The following is a 14,852-nucleotide window of genomic DNA, read 5'->3' as shown; positions in this document are numbered from 1 at the left end:
GGCACAGTGGGGACATGCGAATCCCCCGCGCGGTGGCCCGGCTGAACAAGCGAGTGACCAATCCCATCCAGCGACAATGGGCGCCCCGCCTGGCCCCGTACGCGATGGTCGAGCACGTCGGACGCAAGTCCGGCAGGCACTACTCCATCCCGGTGATGGCGTGGGTCGACGGCGATCGGCTCACCATCATCCTCACGTACGGGCGGCACACCGACTGGGTCCGCAATGTGCGGGCCGCCGGGACCTTCGGCCTGATCCGCAAGAACCGGCACTACCGGGTGACCGGTCCGCGGGTGGTGCCGTCGGACTCGCCGGACATCGCCCGGGGTGCCCGCATCCCGGCGCGACTTTTTGACTCCGCACTCCTCGGCACACTGCACGCGGCGTGATCTGATGGCCGACGACCCGCTCGACGACTTCGACGCCGAGGACGTGACCCTGTACGGGACCACCCGCCGGGTGCATCGCCTCGGCAGCGGTCCCGCCGTCATCGTCATCGGGCGAGATGCCGGGGATCAGCCCCAAGGTCGCCGACGTCGCGCGCCGGGTGGCCGGGGCGGGCGCCACCGCGGTGCTGCCGTCGCTGTTCGGCGTCGACGGCCGTGATCCTCGCCCGGACAACCTCGGCGCGGTCGGCTCGGCGACGAACATGCTCGGCACCATCGCCCGGGCCTGCATCACCCGCGAGTTCACGATCCTGGCCACCGGCAAGACGTCACCGGTCGCGTCGTGGCTGCGGGCGTTGGCCGCCCGCGAACACGACCGGTGCGGCGGCCCCGGGGTCGGTGCCGTCGGGATGTGTTTCACCGGCGGGTTCGCACTCGCGATGGCCACCGACGAGCGGATGCTCGCCCCGGTGCTGTCCCAGCCCTCACTGCCGATCGCGGTGTTGCCGGGGCGCGCGCGGGCCATCGACGTGAGCGAGTCGGATCTCGCTCTGGTGCAAGCGCGGTGCGCACGCGGCCTCGAGGTGATGGGTCTTCGTTTCCAGGGCGACCGTCTCGTGCCGGGAGCCCGATTCGCGTATCTCCGGGAGATCCTCGGCGACGCCTTCATCGGCATCGAGCTACCCGACGAGTCCGCGAACCCGGATTCGATGCTGCCGCGGCCACATTCGGTGCTCACCGAAGACCTCCGCGACGAGCCCGGGCAGCCGACCCGCGAGGCCTACGATCGGGTCATCGACTTCTTCACCGCGAAACTCGGCCTGCAGCCGACGATCTGATCGGCGGAAGACCTACTCCCCCAACAGTTCCTGCTGGAGCGCCGCGTCCTTGTCGAGAACCATCTGCTCGAGCCCCTGCTGGAATTCGACCATCCGGGCGCGCAGGTCGGCGTCGGCGGCGGCGAGGATCCTGACCGCGAGCAGCCCGGCGTTGCGGGCGCCGCCGACCGACACCGTGGCCACCGGGACCCCGGCGGGCATCTGCACGATCGACAGCAGCGAATCCAGTCCGTCGAGATGCCGCAGCGGGACCGGTACCCCGATCACCGGCAGCGGGGTCGCCGACGCGACCATGCCCGGAAGATGCGCGGCGCCACCGGCGCCCGCGATGATCACCTCGATGCCGTGGCCCGCCGCGCCGGCCGCGTAGTCGAGCATGCGCTGCGGCGTGCGGTGAGCCGAGACGACACCCACCTGGAACGGCACGTCGAACTCGGCGAGGGCCTCGGCGGCCGCCTTCATCGTCGGCCAGTCCGAATCACTGCCCATGATCAGGCCCACCCGCGGGCCCTGCGTCTCACTCATGAATGTTCATCCCATCCGTCGGTCCACGTCGCCCGCGACATCCACTGGGCCGCGCGTTCGGCACGCTCCCGTACCGACTCCGGCGAATCCCCTTCGCGCCCGACGATGTTCACATGCCCGATCTTGCGATCGGGTCGCTCGCCCTTGCCGTAGAGATGCACCTTGGCCTCGGGCATCCGGGCCATGAGGTGGTGCAGCCGCTCGTCCATCGACATCGCCGGTGCGTCCGCCGCGCCGAGGATGTTGGCCATCACCGTCACCGGCGCACTCGGTGCCGTACTGCCCAGCGGATAGTCGAGGACGGCGCGCAGGTGCTGCTCGAACTGGGAGGTCACCGCGCCGTCCATCGTCCAGTGCCCGCTGTTGTGCGGACGCATCGCCAGTTCGTTGACGACCAGCTCGCCGTCGACGGTCTCGAAGAGTTCCATCGCCATCACACCGACCACACCGAGCTCGTCGGCCAGCCGCAACGCCATCTGCTGTGCCTGCGCGGCGACCTCGTCGTCGAGCCCGGGAGCCGGTGCCAGGACGACCGCGCACTGCCCGTTGCGCTGGATGGTCTCGACCACCGGCCACGCCCCACCCTGACCGAACGGCGACCGCGCGATCATCGCAGACAACTCTCGTCGCATCGGCACCTTCTGTTCGGCTAGTAGCGCCGGTGCGTCTTCGGGGTAGTCGTCGAAGACCGCGAGAGCGTCGTCCGCGCCGTCGACGAGCCACACACCGCGGCCGTCGTAACCGCCGCGGACCGCCTTGACGACGATCGCCCAGTCGTTGGCCTCGCCGAACTCGATCAGACGAGACCGGGCCGCGACCCGGTCCCCGGACAGGTCGGCGAAGTCGGGCACGGGCAGGCCGAGTTCGGCCAGCCGGACCCGCATGGCGAGCTTGTCCTGTGCGAAATGCAGCGCCTTCGACGGCGGCAGCACCGCGACACCGTCGGCTTCGAGTGCCTGCAGGTGCGCCAGCGGGACACCCTCGTGGTCGAAGGTCACCGCGACCGACCCGGACGCGGCGCGGCGCAGATCGTCGAGGTCGTCGTGCGACCCCAGGACGACGTCGGCGCTGACCTGGGCGGCCGGATCGGATTCCGAGGCCGCCAGTACCCGCAGGCACTGACCCAGCGCGATGGCGGCCTGGTGGGTCATCCGAGCGAGCTGCCCACCGCCGATCATCGTCACGGTCGGCATCCCCGACGCCCGGCCGCCCGGGCGCCCCGACTCAGGGACCGGCGGCACCTGCGACGACGGGGACACGGCACCGCCGACCTGCTCGCGTGAATTCACGCGCACCATCGTGGCATGTATGCGGCATCATTCGCACAACCGCCCGGCACGTGTCCCGGCGGTTTCGTTTCGTACACTCGGATCTTGTGCCATTGATCGACGAGATGATCGCCCGCCTCCCAGCGCCGGTCCGTCGGCTCGTGATGCGGCACCACGAACTGATCAAGTTCGCGATGGTCGGCGGGACCACCTTCGTCTTCGACCTCGCCATCTTCTACAGCCTGAGCCTCACGGTCCTGGAGACCAAGCCGGTCATCGCCAAGGTCATCGCCGGCGTCCTGGCCACCATCCTGAGCTACATCCTCAATCGCGAGTGGGCGTTCAAGAACCGCGGCGGCCGCGAACGTCACCACGAGGCGATGCTGTTCTTCGCCATCAGCGGTATCGGCGTCATCCTCCAGGCCGCTCCACTGTTCGTCGCCAACAACATCTTCGACATGCGTTCCAACCTGAGCGTGTCCGAGATCGTGGTCATCGACTTCGTGCTCGGCTACATCATCGGCAACCTCATGCAGATGGCGTTCCGGTTCTGGGCACTGCGCAAGTTCGCCTTCCCCGAAGAACAGTTGCGCGGCGGGGACGCCGGATCGACCGACCTGCACCCCTCGCTCGCCGAGCTCAACGATGAGGAACTCGGTCACGCCTGACGCCCGATCGCGGGGACCGACCAGAGTTCTCGTCGATCTCGTCGGCGAGTTCGGAGTCGCCCCGGTCGGTGCCGAGCTGATCGCGTCCGGTGACCAGCCGCGCGGGCACGACGATCGCGAACACCGGCGGTCGCCGGACGGTCAGTTCGAGTCGGCCACCGTCGGATTCGATCAATGCCCGCGCGAGTGACAGGCCGACCCCGCTCCGGCCCGCGCCGGGCCGTCGCCCGGCCGAGAATCCCCGACGGAAGATGTGTGCGGCGATCTCGTCGGCGACCCCGTCACCCTCGTCGGCGACGGTGATGCGCACCAGGTCCCCCGCGGGCAGGGTGCCGACGTGGATCCGGCAGGTCCCGCGGCCGTGCTGCAGGGCATTGTCGACCAGCACACTGACCGCCTCGCGGAGACGACCCGGGTTCGCGGTCAGCGCGTGCGGGACGCCGTCGAAGGTCGCCAGCAGTTCGCGGCCCCTCGCCTCGAAGGCGTGCCGGAAATCCCCGACCAGCGTCGTCAGCATGTCCGACACGTCGACGAACTCGGGCGCGGGTTCGTCGGCCCGGGACGCCTCGACCAGCTCGTCGAGTTCGGCGGCGAGCCGCTCGATCTGATCGAGGGCGGCCTCGGCCTCGGTGACGACCGCGGGGTCATCGTGCAAGGAGAGTTCCTCCAGGCGCAGCTGGATCGCGGTGAGGCGGCTGCGCAGCTGGTGGGAGGCGTCACCGGCGACCTCTCGCTCGCGCTCGAGGCGCAGCGCGAGTTCGGCGTTCGCGTCGGCCAGTGCACGCGACACCCGATCGAGTTCGGCGATGCCGTACATCTTCCACTGGGTCCGGAAGTCGCCCCGGCCCATGGTCGCGGCCCGATCGGCGAGATCGGTCAGCGGATCGACGATCCGACCCGCGGTGACCGCGGCGACCAGCGTGCCGCCGATGACGGACGCGACGACGATGACGGCCACGATCGAGGCGGCGGTGAACTGGTCGTTGCGCACCTCGTCGCGCGGGATGGACAGGGTCAGCGTCCCGGCTGCGCCGAGCACGATGGACTCCGAGAGCCGGGGCTCGCTGATATCCGCCCCGACCACCGTGCGCTGCAGGGTGCCGGTGGGGTCGGGGAAGGTGACGATCAGGCTGCCGTTCGGCGGCAGCAGCAGCTGGAACGCCTCACGGTCGAGGGACTCCGGCGGGATCCGGCCGTCGGCCCCCTCCTGCCGGATCAGCTGGTCTGCGATGACCTTCAGCCGGTTGTCGAGGTCCTGGTGCGCGTTGTCGGCGACCCACCACCACGCAACGACACTCAGCGGGATGCCCAGCAGCCCACCGACCGCCAGCAGGACGGCGATCATGGTCGTGAGCAGGCGACGGCGCATGAGACGACTAGGGGTCGAACCGGAAGCCGACGCCGCGCACGGTCACGATGTGGCGGGGACGGTCGTGGCGGTCGTCGCCGATCTTCCGGCGCAGCCACGAGATGTGCATGTCCAGGGTCTTCGACGACCGCAGGTCGGCCGAACCCCMCACCTCGGTGAGGATCTCCTCGCGCGTCACCACCTCGCCCGCGCGTTCCATGAGGAAGCGCAGCAGGTCGAACTCGCGGTTGGCCAGGGTGAGGTCGTGTCCGTTCACCAGGACGCGGCGCGCCCGCGCGTCCAGGCGCAGGGCACCGCCCTCGAGGACGACGTCGCCGGGCTGGCGACGCCGCAGGAGGGCACGCACCCGCGCCAGCAGCTCGGCCAGGCGGAACGGCTTGCCGACGTAGTCGTCGGCGCCGGCGTCGAGGCCGACCACGAAATCCACCTCGTCGGTGCGTGCGGTCAGCATCAGCACCGCGAGCGCGGGTCGCTGGGCCCGTACCCGCCGGCACACCTCCAGACCGTCGAGCACCGGTAGCCCGAGGTCGAGGATGAGTAGTTCATAGCGGGTGTCGAGGGCTTTCTCCAGGGCATCCGCCCCGGTCGAGACCACCTCGCAGCCGTAACCCTCACGCGACAGCGCCCGCGCGAGCGGTTCGGCGATCGCGGCGTCGTCCTCGGCGAGCAGCACGGTCGTCATCGGTCGCGGACCCCCCGGTTCTCCGCCCGGTCACCGGGGTGCACGGGACCGTCGGCGGGCTGGTCGTGGGAATCGCGCCGGTGTCCGTCCCACGGATGATCTTCGTCGTCGTGGACGTCGAGCACCTCGTGATACAGCAGCGCGTGCACCCTCTCCACCTGTGGGATGTCGTCGAAGGACAGCGGTTCGTCGGAGGCCGACTCGATGACCAGCGTGCCGGTGCGCAGCATCCGGTCGACGAGGCCGTGCCGGAACTCGACGGTGTTGATCCGGCGGATCGGGATGTCGATGCCCGACCGGGTGATGATTCCGTTGCGGAACATCACCCGCCGGTCGGTGAGCACGAAATGCGTTGTCTTCCAGGACATCAGCGGGCGGACGAAGTACCAGCAGAAGCCGATGGCCCAGACCGCCGCGACCGCGATGAGCAGCACGGTCTGCGGTGTCGACCGCAACCCCGACGAGGTGATGACGCCGAGGAGTACGCCGGCGGCGGCGGTGAGGAGCCCGAACAAGAGGAACGGCCCGAGCAGGCATTTCCAGTGCGGGTGCCGATGGAGGACGACGCGTTCCCCCGACGCCAGGTTCTCCCGCGGATAGGCCATGCGGCTCAGCATAAACGGCCGGGTGCCGCAGTAGACTGCCAATCACGCCGACCGCCGTCCTCGTGCCGTGAGCATGCCAGGGCCCTGACACCAGATCCGACCGACACCAGATCCGACCATCGGCTCCCACGACCGGTCGGGGAGGAGAACGCCATGAGCTACCAGGATCCCCGCGACCCGCGGACCGCGCGCTACGAGTCCGGTTACACACCCGAGTCGCGTGCCTACAGCAGCCAGAACGACCCGTATGCGCGCGATCCGTACGCCGCCGATCCCTATGCGGGAGATCCGTACGGGGGCCAGGGCGCCTACGGCCGGCCGGGCCAGCCCGCCAAGCCCCGTCGTGGCCCGGACATCAATCCCGTCACCTTCGCCGGCGGTGTGGTCATGACCGGCGTGGTGACCGGTCTCGCGGCATGGCTCGTCGCCTGGATCATCTCCGCATTCGTGGAGAAGGTGAACGAGTCGGGCAAGTTCGGCGTGTGGAACCCGGTCGCCGCCAGCGAGCTCTGGTTCGGCGTCGTCGGCTTCCTGTGCGCGCTCGCCGCGGGTGCGCTCTGGTACGTGCTGCACCTGGTCACGCCGTCACCCGATCAGTTCTACCGGTGGATCGTCGGCCTGCTGCTGGTGGCGGCCGTGCTGATCCCGATCCTGACCTACAACCAGATCTCGGTGGGCATCGAGACCGCGATCGTGCATCTGGTGATCGGCCTGCCCTCGCTGACGATTATCCCGGCGATGGCCGGCAAGAGCGTCCAGCGCTAGTAGTCACTCCGGCCGCAGGTGGGTGACATCGCCCGCGGCGGCCACCACCTGCTCACCGTCGGCGTCGACGACGATCCGGCCGGAGGGGTCGACACCGGTCGCGGTGCCGACGACCTCACGATTGCCGGGCAGGACCAGCCGTACGCGGCGGCCGATGGTGTCGCTGTCGTCGCGGTACCGCGCCGCGAGCCCGTCCAGGTCGTGCGGCCACAGGTCGAGCAGCTCGGAGAGCGCCCGCAGGTACGACGCGGCGAGCTCGGTCAGCGGGACGTCGCGGCCGGTGGCGAGCCGGAGCGAGGTGGCGGCCGGGACCGGCAGCTGCTCCTCCGCCATCGTGGTGTTGAGCCCGGTGCCGATCACCGCCACGCCTCCCGGGCCACCTGCGGCATGCTCGCTGCGGGTGTATTCCGAGAGGATGCCCGCGACCTTCTTGCCGTCGATCAGCACGTCGTTCGGCCATTTGAGCGTCGGACGGATCCCCATCGCGTCGTCGACACCCTGCACGGCGGCGAGTCCGGCCAGCAGCGACAGCCAGCCCAGGTCCTCGGTGTGGTCGGCGACGTCGAGCGCGGCCGACATGGCCAGCTGCGTGCCGGCCGGCGCGGTCCAGGTGCGGGCGTGGCGGCCACGTCCGGCGGTCTGGTCGGTGGTGATCCGCACGGCGCCCCCGACGGATTCGCCGGAGGCGCGCGACACGAGGTCGGCATTGGTCGAACCGGTCGCCTCGACCACCTCGATCCGGTGCCAGCGGGTGCCGGTGAGACGGGTGCGGAGCAGATCGGCGTCGAGACTCATACCTGACGAAACTACTTGCCGCCGCCTCCGCACGAACGGATACCACCGGTTTCACGGTCGACCCGCCGGCCCACCGACCGATCGCTCGTAAACCTGAGGGATATCTCACGTTGATCCGGTTGACGTGGCTCACACTCGGGTAGTTAGCATCGTCAGTCATGACCACTGCTTCGCGCGACGACGCCGCCGCTCCCGACATCCACACGACGGCGGGAAAGCTCGCCGATCTGCGCAATCGTCTCGAGGAGACCAAGCATCCGGTGGGTGAGGCCGCCGTCGAGAAGACCCACGCCAAGGGCAAGCTCACCGCGCGGGAACGGATCACCCACCTGCTCGACGAGGGGTCCTTCGTCGAACTCGACGCCCTCGCCCGGCACCGCAGCACCAACTTCGGACTCGCCGAGCGCCGCCCGCTCGGTGACGGCGTCGTCTCGGGTTACGGCACCATCGACGGTCGCGAGGTCTGCGTCTTCTCGCAGGATTCGACGGTCTTCGGCGGCAGCCTCGGCGAGGTCTACGGCGAGAAGATCGTCAAGGTCATGGACCTCGCGATCAAGACCGGTCGCCCCCTGATCGGCATCAACGACGGCGCCGGCGCCCGCATCCAGGAGGGCGTGGTCTCGCTCGGCCTCTACGGCGAGATCTTCCACCGCAACGTGCGTGCTTCCGGTGTCATCCCGCAGATCTCGCTGATCATGGGCGCCGCGGCCGGCGGTCACGTGTACTCCCCCGCGCTCACCGACTTCGTGGTCATGGTCGACCAGACCAGCCAGATGTTCATCACCGGTCCGGACGTCATCAAGACGGTCACCGGTGAAGAGGTGACGATGGAGGAGCTCGGCGGCGCCCACACGCACATGTCGAAGTCGGGCACCGCGCACTACGTCGCCTCCGACGAAGAGGACGCCCTGGAGTACGTCAAGGAACTTCTGAGCTACCTGCCGAGCAACAACCGCGCCAATGCCCCGCGTCTGCCCGTCGCGCAGCCGGCCGCCGGTTCCATCGAGGACACCCTCACCGAAGAGGACCTCGAGCTCGACACGCTGATCCCGGATTCGCCGAACCAGCCCTACGACATGCACGAGGTCATCCGTCGCATCCTCGACGACGACGAGTTCCTCGAGGTGCAGGCCGAGTACGCGACGAACATCATCATCGGCTACGGCCGGGTGGACGGCCGCAGCGTCGGCATCGTCGCCAACCAGCCGACGCAGTTCGCCGGCTGCCTCGACATCGACGCCTCGGAGAAGGCCGCCCGGTTCGTGCGCACCTGCGACGCCTTCAACATCCCCATCGTCACCCTGGTCGACGTCCCGGGCTTCCTTCCCGGCACCGATCAGGAGTACCGCGGCATCATCCGTCGCGGCGCGAAGCTGCTCTACGCCTACGGCGAGGCGACGGTCGGCAAGATCACCGTCATCACCCGGAAGGCCTACGGCGGCGCGTACGACGTCATGGGCTCCAAGCACATGGGTGCCGACGTGAACCTGGCGTGGCCCACCGCCCAGATCGCCGTCATGGGCGCCTCGGGTGCGGTCGGGTTCGTGTATCGCAGCCAGCTCAAGGACGCGGCCGCCAAGGGCGAGGACGTCGACGCACTGCGTCTGCAGCTGCAGGAGGAGTACGAGGACACCCTCGTCAACCCGTATGTCGCGGCCGCCCGCGGATACGTGGACGCGGTGATCCCGCCGAGCCACACCCGCGGTCAGATCGCCACCGCGCTCAAGCTGCTCGAGCGCAAGATGGTCAACCTGCCGCCCAAGAAGCACGGCAACATCCCCCTGTGACACCAGCGGTCAGTTCCGAGAGCGAGAATTCCGTGAGCGAAGACTCCACGAAGTCCGAGCGTCCGTTCCTGACGGTCGTCGGCGGCAATCCGACCGACGAGGACCTCGCCGTGCTGGTGACCGTCCTCGCCGGCGCCGGTTCGGGCGGCGGTTCGGCCGAGCCCGAGACCCGGAACGACTGGGGCCACCCGATCGACCGGCTGCGTCCGCAGTGGGGCGGTCCGGGAAGCTTCACCAACCTGCGTTACTGACGATGACATCCGAATCCGAGATCGGGCCGGGTACTCCCGGCCCGATCTTCGTACTCGGTTCGGCCTCCCCTGCCCGGCTCCGCATCCTTCGGGCGGCAGGCGTCGAGCCGGTCGTGCGGGTGTCGGATGTCGACGAGGATGCGCTCCTCGCCGCGCTCCCCGATTCCACACCGGCCGGTGTGGTGGTCGCCGAACTCGCCCGCGCGAAGGCGGAAGCCGTTGCGGCACTTCCGGAGATCGCCGAACTCGCCGGGTCCGGCAGCCCCGTGGCCGTCATCGGCTGCGACTCGATGCTCCATCTAGGCGGCCGGCTGCTCGGCAAACCGCACACCCCCGAACGCGCCGTCGCGCAGTGGTCGGAGATGGGCGGTCGTAGCGCGGACCTGCTGACCGGCCATCACCTGATCCGCCTCGACCGGCCCGCGACCGCCGGCGGGACGAGCTCCACCACGATCCATTTCGCCGCCGCCGACGACCACGTCATCGAGCGGTATGTCGCCAGCGGTGAACCTCTACAGGTGGCCGGCGCATTCACCCTCGACGGTCTGGGTGGCTGGCTGGTCGAGCGTATCGAGGGCGACCCGTCGTCGGTCATCGGTATCGGCCTGCCGCTGGTCCGCACCCTCCTGGCCGACGTCGGGCTCTCGGTGACCGACTTCTGGCGCCACTGACGACGACCCGCTCCCTGAGGTGGCCCTACTCCACCTCGAAGAATTCCGGCCAGTACCGCTCGATGCAGTCGACCGGCTGACCCTGGCGGTTGAACTGCGGGCCGGTCAGTCCGACCGTCAACGCCACCGCACGTTCGCGCGCCGAGCCGTGTCCGGAGGCGCCGCCGGTGTCGCCGATGATCGGCAGCAGCGTCGCGACCTGAAGGATCTCCCGCGCGCCGAGCGCATCACGCTGGTAGGCGGTCGCACCCCAGTTCGCGGCCAGGCAGTCGGCGATGAGCTCGCTGTTCTTGCCGGCCGGGAGACGGCTGTCGGGGATGTCGAACGCCTCGGCCATCCGGAACACGACGTTGTGGCCGTACTCGTGCGCGACCACGATCGCCGCGGTGAAGTCGCCGACGATCGGCGACGGCACCCCGAAGACGTTGCCGTCCCAGATGGCCGCGAAGGTGTCGACCGGGAGCACGATGCTGCCCTCGGTCGGGGTGCCCTCTCCGTTCGGTTCGGTGTCCACTCCACAGAAGAACGCGTTGGCCTCGTCGGACGGGATCGGTACCGGGTTCGAATCCTCTTCGCCGGCAATGCACTCCGTGGCGAAGGAGGTGCCGGACTCGATCAGCACCCGTCCCGGTGCCGGGTCGCCCCAGCCCAGTTCGTCGAACCACCCACCCCATGTCTGGTCGAGGTCGTCGAGGAGCGTGGTCAGGTAGTCGGGCACCGCGGTGTCCACATTGGCCGGGGTGACCCCGCTGGTCATGAGTTCCGCGGTCGGCGTCGGCAACTTCGGGCAGTCGTCGGGCCGGCACTGCGCCGCGTCGGCGTCGCCGGTCGGGTCCGTTGAGCGCGACGGCGTCGGACTGGGTGCGCTGCTTGTCGACGCGGACGACGGACGGGACTCCCCGGAATCCTCGGACGGGATGAGTGCGCATCCGCTTCCGACAGACAGTGTCACCACGGCGGCCAGAGCGACCGCCCACCGCATCGCGAGGGGCCCGCGTCGATCGATCATTCGGCGAACGTAGCAGGCGGGACCCGCTTCACCTGGGGTTTGTCGTCTGATCGAAGCACGCTCCGGCCGATGCCCTACGCTTTATCAGCGGGACCGCAGATGGTCCGCGCGTGATCCACGCGGAACGTCCGAACAGCGAGCTGGAGAGCACCGTGAGCGTTGACACCGACCCGAATCCGGCCTTCGCCGACTACGCCCACCCCGAGCGGCTGGTGACGACCCAGTGGCTGTCGGCGCATCTCGGCGCCAAAGGACTCAAGATCATCGAGTCCGACGAGGATGTGCTGCTCTACGACATCGGCCACATCCCGACCGCTCAGAAGATCGACTGGCACCTTCATCTCAACGACCCGGTCACGCGCGACTACATCAACGGCGAGCAGTTCGCGGAACTGATGCGCAGCAAGGGAATCGAACGCGACGACACCGTCGTGATCTACGGCGACAAGAGCAACTGGTGGGCCGCCTACGCGCTGTGGGTCTTCACCTTGTTCGGCCACGAGGACGTCCGCCTGCTCGACGGTGGCCGCGACGCCTGGATGGCCGAGGACCGTGACACCTCCTTCGACGTCCCCGATTACCCGCGGTCGGACTACCCGGTGGTCGAGCGCGACGACGCCAAGATCCGCGCGTTTGCGCCGCAGGTCCTGGAGGCCCTGGGCACCGAGCCCCTCGTCGACGTCCGTTCTCCGCAGGAGTACACCGGCGAGCGCACGCACATGCCGGACTACCCGGAGGAGGGCGCGCTGCGCGGCGGGCACATCCCGACCGCCATCTCGATCCCGTGGGCGAAGTCCGCCGCCCCCGACGGCCGTTTCCGCAGCCGAGCCGAACTCGACGAGATCTACGCCGGGCTCGACCCGAAGACGCCCACGATCGCCTACTGCCGCATCGGTGAGCGGTCGAGCCACACCTGGTTCGTGCTGACACATCTGCTGGGGCACACCGCGGTCCGCAACTACGACGGATCGTGGACCGAGTGGGGCAACGCGGTGCGCGTGCCGATCGCCGTCGGCGAGGAGCCGGGCGCCGTTCCCGGCACCGAGTGAACCCGACCGCACGATGAGTCTGCCTCCAGCCCTGGCCGAGATCGTCGACGACTTCGGCGCACTCGGCGACTCCGACAAGGTCACGCTCCTGCTCGAGTTCGCCGGCGAATTGCCGGACATACCGGCGCATCTCGAGCAGGATGCGATGGAACCGGTACCCGAGTGCCAGTCGCCGGTCTTCCTGTCCGTCGACGCCGCGGACCCGTCGTCGGTGCGGCTGTATTTCAGCGCTCCGCGCGAGGCGCCGACGACCCGCGGTTTCGCCGCCATCCTGCATCAGGGGCTCGACACCGCGTCGGCGCGCGAAATCCTCGACGTGCCATCGGATTTCTATTACGACCTGGGACTCGGCAGCGCCGTGAGTCCGCTGCGCCTGCGGGGTATGGCGGGCATGCTGGGCCGCATCAAGGCGCAGGTTCGCGGCCAGGTGCCCGACACGCCCGGGGCATGAAGTTCATCCAGATCCGCGACGAACCCATCGCGCCCGGCGGTCTCGTCGAGTGGACTCCGTATGTGCCGGGCGGACTGGGTAATTGGGACTACGATTCGCGCCTGACCTCGCATAATCACGAGCAGCATCTGCGGGCGGCGTTCGAGTACCGGGTCCGCACGCGTCGCGAGGGCGGACGTGAGGCCTGGCTCGGGTTGAGCATCGAGTTCGACGAGCCGCTGTCGATCCCGGCCATCCGGTCGGTGCTGACCCAGTGGATCGACCGGCACGAGGTGCTGCGTAGTCACGTCGTCATCAAGGGCTCCGGCCTGCAGCGGCTGACCACCGCGCCGGGGACCGTGAAACTCAAGATGGGCCGGGTCGGCTGGTACGCCGAGTCGGGTCCGCTCGTCGAGCAACTGGCGGGCTCGTTCGATCGCGCCACCGCACCGCTGCACTGGCCGGCCTACCGGTTCGCGACGGTCGGACGCGAACGCTCGTTCACGCTCCTCTTCGCCGCCGATCACTCGCTGGTCGACGGGTACTCGCTGATCATGGCCCAGCAGGAGTTGGTGTCGATGTACCGGGCGGCGCGGGAGCATCGCGGCGCGAATCTGCCCGAGGTCGGCAGTTATGTCGACTTCAGCGCCGCGGAACGCCGGCTCGCCGACCAGACCGGGCGCGATCATCCGGCCGTCGGCTTGTGGTCGGAGTTCCTGGCCGCCGGCAACGGTGACATGCCCGGCCTGCACACGGCTGACCCGGCCAACGATCACCGCACCCCCGACGATGCCGCCCCCGACGATGTCGACACGGACGCGGCACTCCCCCAGGAGTCGCTGTGGGGTGTGGTCGCCGACGACGCGACGGCCAACCGGTTCACCGCGATCTGCTCGGAGGCCGGCGGCACGCTGACCGCCGGAGTGCTGGCGGCCTTCGCCGTGGTGCACCACGAACTGACCGGCGATCGGCAGTTCCGTTGTGTGCTGCCGCGGCACACGCGCGACGACGCCCGCTGGCTGACCTCCCTCGGCTGGTTCGTCGGGGTCGCTCCCTTCTGTCTCGACATGTCCGACTCCCCGACGTTCGACCAGGCCGTCGTCCGATCCACCGCCGCGCTCAAGCACGGGCGTCAGGGCGCTTCGCTGCCGTTCCTGCGGGTGGCCGACCTGATCGGGCACGAGGGTGGCCCGCGGTTCGTCATCTCGTTCATCGACACGCGCTATGCACCGGGCGCCGGGGCCGCCGACGCGGGGCGTGCGAAGGTCCTCCGCAGTCACAGCTATTCGCCCGACGAGGTGTACATCTGGATCAACCGCACCCCGTCGGGACTGCGGTACTCCGCCCGGTTCCCGCGCGAGTCGCCGCTGCGTGAGCTCGGCGTCGCCGCCTCGGCGAACACTCCGGGTGCACAACATGAGGGAAACGTCACATTTCCCGCCGCCGAGGCCCGTTCCGAAGACGGTTGGGCGATCGACCCGACAGGTGGTCCCGTCCACGCCTACCTGCGTGCTTTCGCCGAACTGGTCCGACGCCTCGGTGATGCGAGCACATTCTCTCCGGCGTTGTGACCCAGGGCTCCACCGAACGATTGCTCGGTGGGCTAGGGTATTGCCCGGAAGGTCGCGACACCTGCACCGCGAAGGTGTCGCATCGCCCTCGCCGTCCGCATCCCGGCCGGTGACGGCGGGCCGCCAGACTTGACCGACGTCCGCCCAACGTGTCGCGTGCGCTACCGCGTCGTGCACCTGAG

Annotated in this window: 16 protein-coding genes and 1 pseudogene; 10 read left to right on the top strand and 7 right to left on the bottom strand. The window is 69.2% G+C overall.

Annotated features, from left to right (window positions below):
- The first annotated feature begins 14 nt into the window (after window positions 1-14).
- Window positions 15-389 (top strand): nitroreductase family deazaflavin-dependent oxidoreductase, encoded by a 375-nt coding sequence (locus tag A9310_RS24440; RefSeq protein ID WP_065632795.1) that lies wholly within the window; start codon window positions 15-17, stop codon window positions 387-389.
- 4 nt (window positions 390-393) lie between these two features.
- Window positions 394-1,225, top strand: a pseudogene (locus A9310_RS24435) (dienelactone hydrolase family protein).
- A 12-nt stretch (window positions 1,226-1,237) separates the two neighbouring features.
- Here the strand turns inward: A9310_RS24435 and purE are convergent.
- Together purE and A9310_RS24425 are read right to left on the bottom strand one after the other, a co-directional pair.
- The gene (gene purE, locus A9310_RS24430) at window positions 1,238-1,750 is read right to left on the bottom strand and encodes a 5-(carboxyamino)imidazole ribonucleotide mutase (RefSeq protein ID WP_065632794.1); all 513 of its coding nucleotides are present in this window, start codon (window positions 1,748-1,750) and stop codon (window positions 1,238-1,240) included.
- On the bottom strand, window positions 1,747-3,048 hold the full coding sequence (locus tag A9310_RS24425; RefSeq protein ID WP_065632793.1) for a 5-(carboxyamino)imidazole ribonucleotide synthase: 1,302 nt from the start codon (window positions 3,046-3,048) through the stop codon (window positions 1,747-1,749). Before A9310_RS24425 ends, purE begins: the two co-directional genes overlap by 4 nt.
- A gap of 77 nt (window positions 3,049-3,125) precedes the next feature.
- Between A9310_RS24425 and A9310_RS24420 the strand changes: the two genes are divergently transcribed.
- Window positions 3,126-3,686 (top strand): GtrA family protein, encoded by a 561-nt coding sequence (locus tag A9310_RS24420; RefSeq protein WP_197282748.1) that lies wholly within the window; start codon window positions 3,126-3,128, stop codon window positions 3,684-3,686.
- Here A9310_RS24420 and A9310_RS24415 read toward each other — a convergent pair.
- Genes A9310_RS24415 through A9310_RS24405 form a run of 3 tightly spaced genes read right to left on the bottom strand, consistent with a single transcriptional unit; the run spans window position 3,658 to window position 6,354 of the window.
- On the bottom strand, window positions 3,658-5,055 hold the full coding sequence (locus tag A9310_RS24415) for a HAMP domain-containing sensor histidine kinase (protein ID WP_065632792.1): 1,398 nt from the start codon (window positions 5,053-5,055) through the stop codon (window positions 3,658-3,660). The two genes, A9310_RS24420 and A9310_RS24415, sit on opposite strands and share 29 nt — an antisense overlap.
- 7 nt (window positions 5,056-5,062) lie before the next feature.
- Window positions 5,063-5,737: a response regulator transcription factor gene (locus A9310_RS24410; RefSeq protein WP_065632791.1), complete on the bottom strand. Its 675-nt coding sequence runs from the start codon at window positions 5,735-5,737 to the stop codon at window positions 5,063-5,065.
- Window positions 5,734-6,354 carry a PH domain-containing protein gene (locus A9310_RS24405; RefSeq protein WP_055475046.1) on the bottom strand — a complete coding sequence of 207 codons (621 nt, stop codon included), beginning with the start codon at window positions 6,352-6,354 and terminating at the stop codon, window positions 5,734-5,736. Before A9310_RS24405 ends, A9310_RS24410 begins: the two co-directional genes overlap by 4 nt.
- Window positions 6,355-6,495: 141 nt before the next feature.
- Here A9310_RS24405 and A9310_RS24400 point away from each other — a divergent pair, with 141 nt between their 5' ends.
- Entirely contained in the window at window positions 6,496-7,107 is a 612-nt protein-coding gene (locus A9310_RS24400) for a hypothetical protein (RefSeq protein ID WP_065632790.1), read from the top strand.
- Between the two features lie 3 nt (window positions 7,108-7,110).
- On the opposite strand, the gene A9310_RS24395 is transcribed toward A9310_RS24400, so the two are convergent.
- Complete coding sequence (locus tag A9310_RS24395; RefSeq protein WP_065632789.1) at window positions 7,111-7,902, bottom strand: biotin--[acetyl-CoA-carboxylase] ligase; 792 nt, start codon at window positions 7,900-7,902, stop codon at window positions 7,111-7,113.
- A gap of 158 nt (window positions 7,903-8,060) precedes the next feature.
- On the opposite strand from A9310_RS24395, the gene A9310_RS24390 reads away from it, so the two are divergent.
- Genes A9310_RS24390 through A9310_RS24380 form a run of 3 tightly spaced genes read left to right on the top strand, consistent with a single transcriptional unit; the run spans window position 8,061 to window position 10,611 of the window.
- Window positions 8,061-9,689 (top strand): acyl-CoA carboxylase subunit beta, encoded by a 1,629-nt coding sequence (locus tag A9310_RS24390; RefSeq protein WP_065632788.1) that lies wholly within the window; start codon window positions 8,061-8,063, stop codon window positions 9,687-9,689.
- 32 nt (window positions 9,690-9,721) lie between these two features.
- Entirely contained in the window at window positions 9,722-9,940 is a 219-nt protein-coding gene (locus A9310_RS24385; protein ID WP_171011626.1) for an acyl-CoA carboxylase subunit epsilon, read from the top strand.
- 2 nt (window positions 9,941-9,942) lie between these two features.
- Window positions 9,943-10,611: a nucleoside triphosphate pyrophosphatase gene (locus tag A9310_RS24380; RefSeq protein ID WP_065632787.1), complete on the top strand. Its 669-nt coding sequence runs from the start codon at window positions 9,943-9,945 to the stop codon at window positions 10,609-10,611.
- Between the two features lie 25 nt (window positions 10,612-10,636).
- Here A9310_RS24380 and A9310_RS24375 read toward each other — a convergent pair whose 3' ends face one another.
- Window positions 10,637-11,620 carry a metalloprotease gene (locus tag A9310_RS24375; protein WP_226512967.1) on the bottom strand — a complete coding sequence of 328 codons (984 nt, stop codon included), beginning with the start codon at window positions 11,618-11,620 and terminating at the stop codon, window positions 10,637-10,639.
- 152 nt (window positions 11,621-11,772) lie between these two features.
- Here A9310_RS24375 and A9310_RS24370 point away from each other — a divergent pair, with 152 nt between their 5' ends.
- Genes A9310_RS24370 through A9310_RS24360 form a run of 3 tightly spaced genes read left to right on the top strand, consistent with a single transcriptional unit; the run spans window position 11,773 to window position 14,670 of the window.
- Window positions 11,773-12,669, top strand: coding sequence for a sulfurtransferase (locus A9310_RS24370; RefSeq protein ID WP_055475116.1), 897 nt, complete (start codon window positions 11,773-11,775; stop codon window positions 12,667-12,669).
- A 13-nt stretch (window positions 12,670-12,682) separates the two neighbouring features.
- Window positions 12,683-13,120, top strand: a complete 438-nt coding sequence (locus A9310_RS24365; protein ID WP_065632786.1) for a SufE family protein — start codon at window positions 12,683-12,685, stop codon at window positions 13,118-13,120.
- Entirely contained in the window at window positions 13,117-14,670 is a 1,554-nt protein-coding gene (locus A9310_RS24360; RefSeq protein ID WP_065632785.1) for a condensation domain-containing protein, read from the top strand. The genes A9310_RS24365 and A9310_RS24360 overlap by 4 nt, the downstream gene beginning before the upstream one ends.
- Window positions 14,671-14,852: the final 182 nt, after the last annotated feature.

It is taken from the genome of Gordonia sp. UCD-TK1 (assembly GCF_001691435.1).
In the GTDB taxonomy this organism is placed as follows: Bacteria; Actinomycetota; Actinomycetes; order Mycobacteriales; family Mycobacteriaceae; genus Gordonia; species Gordonia hongkongensis.
This window is presented reverse-complemented; position numbering and strand designations above follow the sequence as displayed.

Coding starts and splice junctions, on each gene's coding strand:
- A9310_RS24440 (WP_065632795.1), top strand. CDS start 15: ATGCGAATCCCCCGCGCGGTGGCCCGGCTGAACAAGCGAGTGACCAAT.
- purE (WP_065632794.1), bottom strand. CDS start 1,750: ATGAGTGAGACGCAGGGCCCGCGGGTGGGCCTGATCATGGGCAGTGAT.
- A9310_RS24425 (WP_065632793.1), bottom strand. CDS start 3,048: ATGGTGCGCGTGAATTCACGCGAGCAGGTCGGCGGTGCCGTGTCCCCG.
- A9310_RS24415 (WP_065632792.1), bottom strand. CDS start 5,055: ATGCGCCGTCGCCTGCTCACGACCATGATCGCCGTCCTGCTGGCGGTC.
- A9310_RS24405 (WP_055475046.1), bottom strand. CDS start 6,354: ATGCTGAGCCGCATGGCCTATCCGCGGGAGAACCTGGCGTCGGGGGAA.
- A9310_RS24400 (WP_065632790.1), top strand. CDS start 6,496: ATGAGCTACCAGGATCCCCGCGACCCGCGGACCGCGCGCTACGAGTCC.
- A9310_RS24395 (WP_065632789.1), bottom strand. CDS start 7,902: ATGAGTCTCGACGCCGATCTGCTCCGCACCCGTCTCACCGGCACCCGC.
- A9310_RS24390 (WP_065632788.1), top strand. CDS start 8,061: ATGACCACTGCTTCGCGCGACGACGCCGCCGCTCCCGACATCCACACG.
- A9310_RS24380 (WP_065632787.1), top strand. CDS start 9,943: ATGACATCCGAATCCGAGATCGGGCCGGGTACTCCCGGCCCGATCTTC.
- A9310_RS24375 (WP_226512967.1), bottom strand. CDS start 11,620: ATGATCGATCGACGCGGGCCCCTCGCGATGCGGTGGGCGGTCGCTCTG.
- A9310_RS24365 (WP_065632786.1), top strand. CDS start 12,683: ATGAGTCTGCCTCCAGCCCTGGCCGAGATCGTCGACGACTTCGGCGCA.
- A9310_RS24360 (WP_065632785.1), top strand. CDS start 13,117: ATGAAGTTCATCCAGATCCGCGACGAACCCATCGCGCCCGGCGGTCTC.